Raw genomic sequence first — 6018 nt, 5'->3', positions numbered from 1 at the left:
CCGCAACACCGGGGTGTTGCCGACCAAGCCGTCGGGCTGGCGGTGACTATTCGCGACCGGTCGGCAACTCCCGCGCCCCTGAACAAGGGGCAACGGGCGTGAACTGCGCGGTCGAACGGTCTTCAACGACTTCGAAGGCGAAACATGATTGTTCACAGGAATTGTCGCTTTCTCGAGTGCGGCCGCACCAGGCGCGGCCATCAATAGGGACAGCGGCCACCGGCCGTCAGTGACAACACACAAACGACCTGGCGCTGACCGGTCAGCGACGAGAAAGACAGAACCGCATCAAGAGATCTTGACCGGTCAAAGCGGCGCGAAGCCCGCGCGGCGGACCGCGCCCCGCCAGCATGTTCTGCTGCCACCCCGGACTCGCACCGGCAGCCACCGCCACGACAACACCCAAAGCGGCAATGGCGGCTGGCCCGTTAGGCAGCACGCCAACCGCAAACGCTTCGTGGTGATCTACCGTCGGCGAACCCTTCGACACATGCGGATGGTCGACGTTGACGGCGAATTGACTGCCTAACGAGCCAATCAGGGCATGCGCCGGGTGGGGGGCAGGAACCTGCGACCGCAACACGGAGTGCCCACCGAAGGCAAACACCCACATCGCGACTGCGGCTGCGACGACCGCCAGGCCGGCGGCAGCCCGCCACCGCGGCGGCCCGAAGACGACGACGCGACTTGCGTCCGTTCGCATTCCCACTGGCCCCATACCCCTAGAGGGTACTCGACCTCGCGGGGCGCCGCCACTATGAATGCTTGGGAGCGCCTCATTGCATCATCCCTTCCGAGCGTTCGACGGAACTCCTGTACCCCGTAGGGTATAAACCTATCGACGGCGACCGCTTCCCTCGTGGTAGTGGCAAAGTAGACGTGTTGGTCCCTTTATCCCGTCAGAGGAGTTTTGTGAGATTTTTCCGAACCGGCGTGATGGGCCTGCTGCTTGTTGGCGCGCTGTTTATATCGGGATGCGGTGGCAGCACCAATACCTCTGCTCCCTCTACAGGGCCGTCGGCGAGAGTGGATTGCGGCGGCAAGGCGGAACTCAACGCCAGCGGCGCAACCGCACAAGCAAACGCGATACAACAATTTGTCAATGCCTACGCCCACGCGTGCCCTGGTTACACGCTGGACTACGAGGCGAACGGCTCAGGCGCCGGCGTTGAGCAGTTCATCAAGAGCGAGACTGATCTGGCCGGGTCCGGCGTACCGTTGGATGCGGCCAAAGGCGAACCCAATAAGGCGGCGGCACGGTGCGCGTCCCCCGCCTGGGAGTTGCCGGCGCTGTTTCAGCCGATTGCGGTCACTTACCACATCGGCGGCGTGAGTTCGCTGAAGCTGGACGCGCCCACACTGGCTAAGATTTTCAACGGCACTGTCACCAGGTGGGACGACCCGGCGGTCAGGGCGCTCAATGCAGGTACCAGCCTGCCCTCATCGGCAATTCGGGTCATCTTCCGCAATGACGAATCCGGGAACTCGGCCAACTTCCAGCAATACCTCAATGCCGCGTCCAACGGTGCCTGGGGCAAAGGCGACGGCGAGACGTTTGAAGGGGGCGTCGGTACCGGCGCCGACGGGGACAATGGGGTGACGGCGGCCTTGCAGACTACCGACGGGTCGATCACCTACACTGCGTGGTCATTCGCGCTGGGTAAACAACTCAACATCGCCCAGATCATCACCTCAGCAGGTTCGGACCCCGTGTCGATCACTCCCGAGTCAGTCAGCAAGACGATCGCGGGAGCCAGAATTGTGGGTCAAGGCAATGATCTTGTGTTGGATACGTCATCGTTCGCCAAACCCACACAGCCCGGCGCGTACCCGATCGTAGAGCCAACGTATGAAATCGTCTGTTCGAAGTATCCGGAGTCGGCGACGGGCGCCGCCGTAAGGGCGTTTATGCAGGCGCTTGTAGGTCCGGGGCAAGAGGGGTTGGCGCAGTATGGGTCCATTACACCGCCGAGCTGGCTGCAGGCGCGGCTGGCAACAGCGGTCAACGCTATCTCTTGATCACCTGAAGGAGTTTGATGGCAGGCGTCAGTGAGCCCGGCCCGAGGGAAGGCTCGCTTGTCGGGCCGTATCGGCTGATACGGCTACTCGGCCGCGGCGGAATGGGCGAGGTCTATGAGGCCGAGGACACCCGCAAACGCCGAGTGGTGGCGCTCAAGTTGATCTCAAAGCAATTCTCCGCCGACCCGGTGTTTCGCGAGCGGATGCAGCGCGAGGCGGATGCCGCGGGACGGCTGACCGAACCGCACGTGGTGCCGATCCACGATTACGGCGAGGTCGACGGGCAGCTGTACCTGGACATGCGGCTGATAGACGGTATTTCTTTGCGCCGCATGTTGTCGGCCTATGGTCCGCTGATACCGGCCCGAGCGGTGGCCATCGTGCGGCAGATCGCCGCCGCCCTGGACGCCGCACACGCCAGCGGGGTGACGCACCGCGACGTCAAACCGGAGAACATCATCGTCGGCGTCGACGACTTCGCCTATCTGGTGGACTTCGGCATCGCCCGTGCCGCAACCGATCCCGGGCTGACCCACACCGGGATGGCGCTGGGCACCTACAACTACATGGCTCCGGAGCGGTTCGCCGGGGACACGGTTGACTTTCGCGCCGATATCTATTCGCTGGCCTGTGTGTTGGCCGAGTGTTTGACCGGGTCACCTCCTTACCCGGCCAGCAGCATCGAAAGGGTGATCGGCGCGCATCTGATGGAGCCCGCCCCGCGGCCCAGCCAACTGCGGCCCGGCATAGTTCCGGCGGGTCTCGACCAGGTGATCGCGAAAGGAATGGCCAAAAACCCCGAGGAACGCTTTCGCAGCGCCGGTGACCTGGCCGCCGCCGCCCACGATGCACTGACGACAGCCGAGCAGAACCAGGCGGCCGCGATTGCCCAGCGCGGCGAGCGAGCGATCCTGTCGACCGGGGCTGGCCCAGCCGCCGCCGACTCGGTCACGCAGGCCAGGCCGTGGTCAGCGATTTCAAGTTCGTCCGCGACCCAGAGCGGGTGGACGCCGCCGCCCGCCGACACTGCCAGCTGGCGCGGCCGACCCAATGTCTCGACGCGCCCACCGGACCCGGCCTCGACATCCGGAGCACCCGCGGCGCCCCGACATCGACGCATGAGGGTCGTGATCGGCGCCGCCGCGCTAGTGGTGATCGTCGCCGTCATCTTCGCCGGACATCTGCTCAGGCCGAAACCGCAACCAGCGGCGTCGGCGCCCGGGCAGACAGTGCTGCCGATGACCGGGCTGGGCTTTTCCCTGTCGCCGGGCGGGGTCGCCCTGGACAGTACCGGCAGCGTGTATATCACCAGCCAAAGCATGTACGGGCGGGTGGTGAAATTGGCTTCCGGGTCCCCCACCCCGACAGTGCTCCCGTTCACCGGCCTTTACCAGCCGCAGGGCCTGGCGGTAGACGGCAACGGCACCGTGTACGTCGCCGACTTCAACAACAGGGTGGTCAAGCTGGCGGCCGGATCGAACACGCAGTCCGTGCTGCCGCTCGCCGGACTCACTTACCCTCAGGGCGTTGGGGTCGACGCCGCCGGCAACATCTATGTCGCCGACCGCGGCAACAACCGAGTGGTGAAGCTCGATGCCAAATCCAACACTCAGGCTGATCTGCCGTTCACCGGCCTTAACCATCCAGATGGTGTCGCGGTAGACCCCTCGGGCACCGTATATGTTACCGACTCAGACAACGACCGGGTACTGAAGCTCACTCCCGGGTCAAGCACCCCGACGGAATTGCCCTTCACCGGGCTTACCGCGCCGTCGGGTATCGCGGTAGACACCGCCGGCGCCGTTTACGTCACCGACCACGAGACCGGCAAGGTGGTCAAGCTGGATCCCGGTTCGAGCACCCCGACGGTACTGCCGTTCACCGGCGGGCACCCCGTGGGCGTGGCGGTCGACACCTCCAGAAAGAAAGTATTGGTCGCCGACAACGGCAACGGCAGAGTGGTACAGCTGGCAACGAATTAACCGTGAATTCCGGCATCCGCTGGAAGGTCGACTTCCATAAGTTGATCGGTAATGCGTGCCCACAGGCGGTGAACCCTGGATCGGCTCCGTGAGCTAAACCCCTACTCTCACAACAACACTCGCTACAGCGAGCCCAGAATTGTTTGCATGGTCGTGATCTCTTTCTGCTGGCTGGTGACGATCGACTGCGCCATCGCAGTAGCAGGCGGGTACTGACCGGACTTGATTTCGTTTTGGGCCATGGTGATCGCGCCCTGATGGTGCTGAATCATCTGGGTGAGGAACAGCTTGCTGGCGTCAACGCCTTGCGCGTTCTGCAGGGCCTGCATGTCTTGCTCGGACATCATCCCGTCCATGCCGCCCATCCCCGGCATCCCGGGCATGCCACTGCTCGGCATCCCGGGCATGCCACTGCTCGGCATCCCGGGCATGCCGCTGCTCGGCATCCCGGGCATCGTCGACGAGGGGGACATGCCGCCCGGCGTCGTCGGCTGTCCCCACTGGTTCAGCCACGTCTGCAGCTGTTGAACTTCCGGTCCCTGCGCCGCCTTGATCTGGTTGGCCAAGTCGACTACGCGAGGATCGATGCCCTGCTTACCGAGGATGATGTCGCTCATCTGGATGGCTTGCTGATGGTGGGCAATCATGTGCTGGGCGAACATGACGTCGTGATCGTTGTGCGCCTGCGCGCCCGCCGGTGAACTCGACACGCTCGACGAGCCGGCCGTCGTGGTACTGGAGCCGGCCTGATTGCCGGAACTGCCGCATGCGGTCAAGGTGAGCAGCGCCATAACTGCAGCCGCAGCTGCGGAGGCGGTCAGTGTTCGTTGCACCATCACGATGACTTCCTTTCGAGAACCAAGAGCAGTGTCGTTTTCACCTACCTAATACGGGTAGACGGTAGCAGGCGTGGGGAGACGGCCCCTCGAGCGAAGGAGTTCTACATGCAATCGGGTACGGAAACTGCGCGTTCCCGCGCTCCGCGTTCCCGCGGGATCTCATCAAGGGCCTACGAAATGTTGTCCGAGGCCTGGTATTTCGGCCAGCGGGCCCGCATATGGGACAATCTCGTCGCGTTGTCGGGCGCCCGGTCAGGTGAGAAGGTACTCGACCTTGGTTGCGGCACCGGATATTTCGCTCGCCGGATCGCCCCGGTCGTGGGCCCTTCGGGAGTGGTGGTCGGGATCGATCCGTCATCCGCGTCACTGGACTACGCAGCGGCCCATGCCCCGCCGAACTGCACGTTCCACCCCGCCCAAGCTCAGAATCTGCCCTTTGCCGATGCTTCGTTCGACTTGGTCGTTTCAAGTTTGACATTCCACCACATCGAGCCCGACCACCGTCTCGCCGCGATTCAGGAGGCGCTTCGGGTGTTGCGGCCGCACGGACGGGCGTGCATCGCTGACGTCTGCCCACCGCGGATTCAGGTACTGGAGCGGGCTATCAGCGCTGCGCATGGTCGAGCGGATGTGCACAACATCTTCCACCAACTCCGTGCAATGATGACAGAGACCGGATTTGCCACTGTGACAACCGGCAGTGTCTCGCGACTGTGCTACATCACGGCCGAACGGCCGGACATGTGACCGCCACGTCCCCAGACGCCTGAACTCTGAACTCGGGCCAGGCGCATCGCTCGGTGCTCGAGGGCCAGGGCGCTAGTGTCCGCCGCCACCGTGTCCACCGCCGCCATTGCCACCGCCGCCACCATGTCCGCCGCCCCCGTTTCCTCCGCCGCCAGGCCCAACAGGACCATGTCCGCCGCCGGGGTTGAAAGAGTCGTGGCAGTGGTTCCAGTCCCAGTTCGAACCCCAGATCGGGTTCCAATAGGCCCCAGGGCACCACTGGTCAGTCGGGAACGTCTCCGGTTGTGCCTCAGCGCTGGCAACACCGCCCAATCCCAACGTGCCTGAACCCGCTGTGATTGCAACGGCAGCTGCAGCGATTGCCATCCTCCGCTTCATGGTTCAGCGATACCCGTGGTGCAGCCCGGCAAACACCGGCACAACACAACGGT

6 protein-coding genes are annotated in these 6018 nt (G+C 64.0%); 3 read left to right on the top strand and 3 right to left on the bottom strand.

Annotated features, from left to right (window positions below; all coding sequences use genetic code 11):
* Nucleotides 1-262: 262 nt before the first annotated feature.
* A complete protein-coding gene (gene lpqS / locus AC5Y7D_RS23600) occupies nucleotides 263-703 on the bottom strand; it encodes a putative copper homeostasis (lipo)protein LpqS (protein ID WP_499928228.1) in 441 nt (146 codons plus the stop codon).
* A gap of 209 nt (nucleotides 704-912) precedes the next feature.
* Between lpqS and pstS the strand changes: the two genes are divergently transcribed.
* Together pstS and AC5Y7D_RS23590 are read left to right on the top strand one after the other, a co-directional pair.
* On the top strand, nucleotides 913-2019 hold the full coding sequence (pstS, locus tag AC5Y7D_RS23595; RefSeq protein ID WP_499928216.1) for a phosphate ABC transporter substrate-binding protein PstS: 1107 nt from the start codon (nucleotides 913-915) through the stop codon (nucleotides 2017-2019).
* A 17-nt stretch (nucleotides 2020-2036) separates the two neighbouring features.
* Nucleotides 2037-4001 (top strand): serine/threonine-protein kinase PknD, encoded by a 1965-nt coding sequence (locus AC5Y7D_RS23590; protein WP_499928214.1) that lies wholly within the window; start codon nucleotides 2037-2039, stop codon nucleotides 3999-4001.
* A gap of 122 nt (nucleotides 4002-4123) precedes the next feature.
* Here the strand turns inward: AC5Y7D_RS23590 and AC5Y7D_RS23585 are convergent, their stop codons facing one another.
* On the bottom strand, nucleotides 4124-4837 hold the full coding sequence (locus tag AC5Y7D_RS23585) for a DUF305 domain-containing protein (RefSeq protein WP_499928227.1): 714 nt from the start codon (nucleotides 4835-4837) through the stop codon (nucleotides 4124-4126).
* A 180-nt stretch (nucleotides 4838-5017) separates the two neighbouring features.
* Between AC5Y7D_RS23585 and AC5Y7D_RS23580 the strand changes: the two genes are divergently transcribed.
* A complete protein-coding gene (locus tag AC5Y7D_RS23580; RefSeq protein WP_499928212.1) occupies nucleotides 5018-5587 on the top strand; it encodes a class I SAM-dependent methyltransferase in 570 nt (189 codons plus the stop codon).
* Between the two features lie 72 nt (nucleotides 5588-5659).
* On the opposite strand, the gene AC5Y7D_RS23575 is transcribed toward AC5Y7D_RS23580, so the two are convergent.
* Nucleotides 5660-5953, bottom strand: a complete 294-nt coding sequence (locus AC5Y7D_RS23575; protein ID WP_499928210.1) for an Mtp family mycobacterial-type pilin — start codon at nucleotides 5951-5953, stop codon at nucleotides 5660-5662.
* Nucleotides 5954-6018 lie beyond the last annotated feature (65 nt).

The organism is Mycobacterium sp. NGS49 (assembly GCF_059812565.1).
This window is presented reverse-complemented; position numbering and strand designations above follow the sequence as displayed.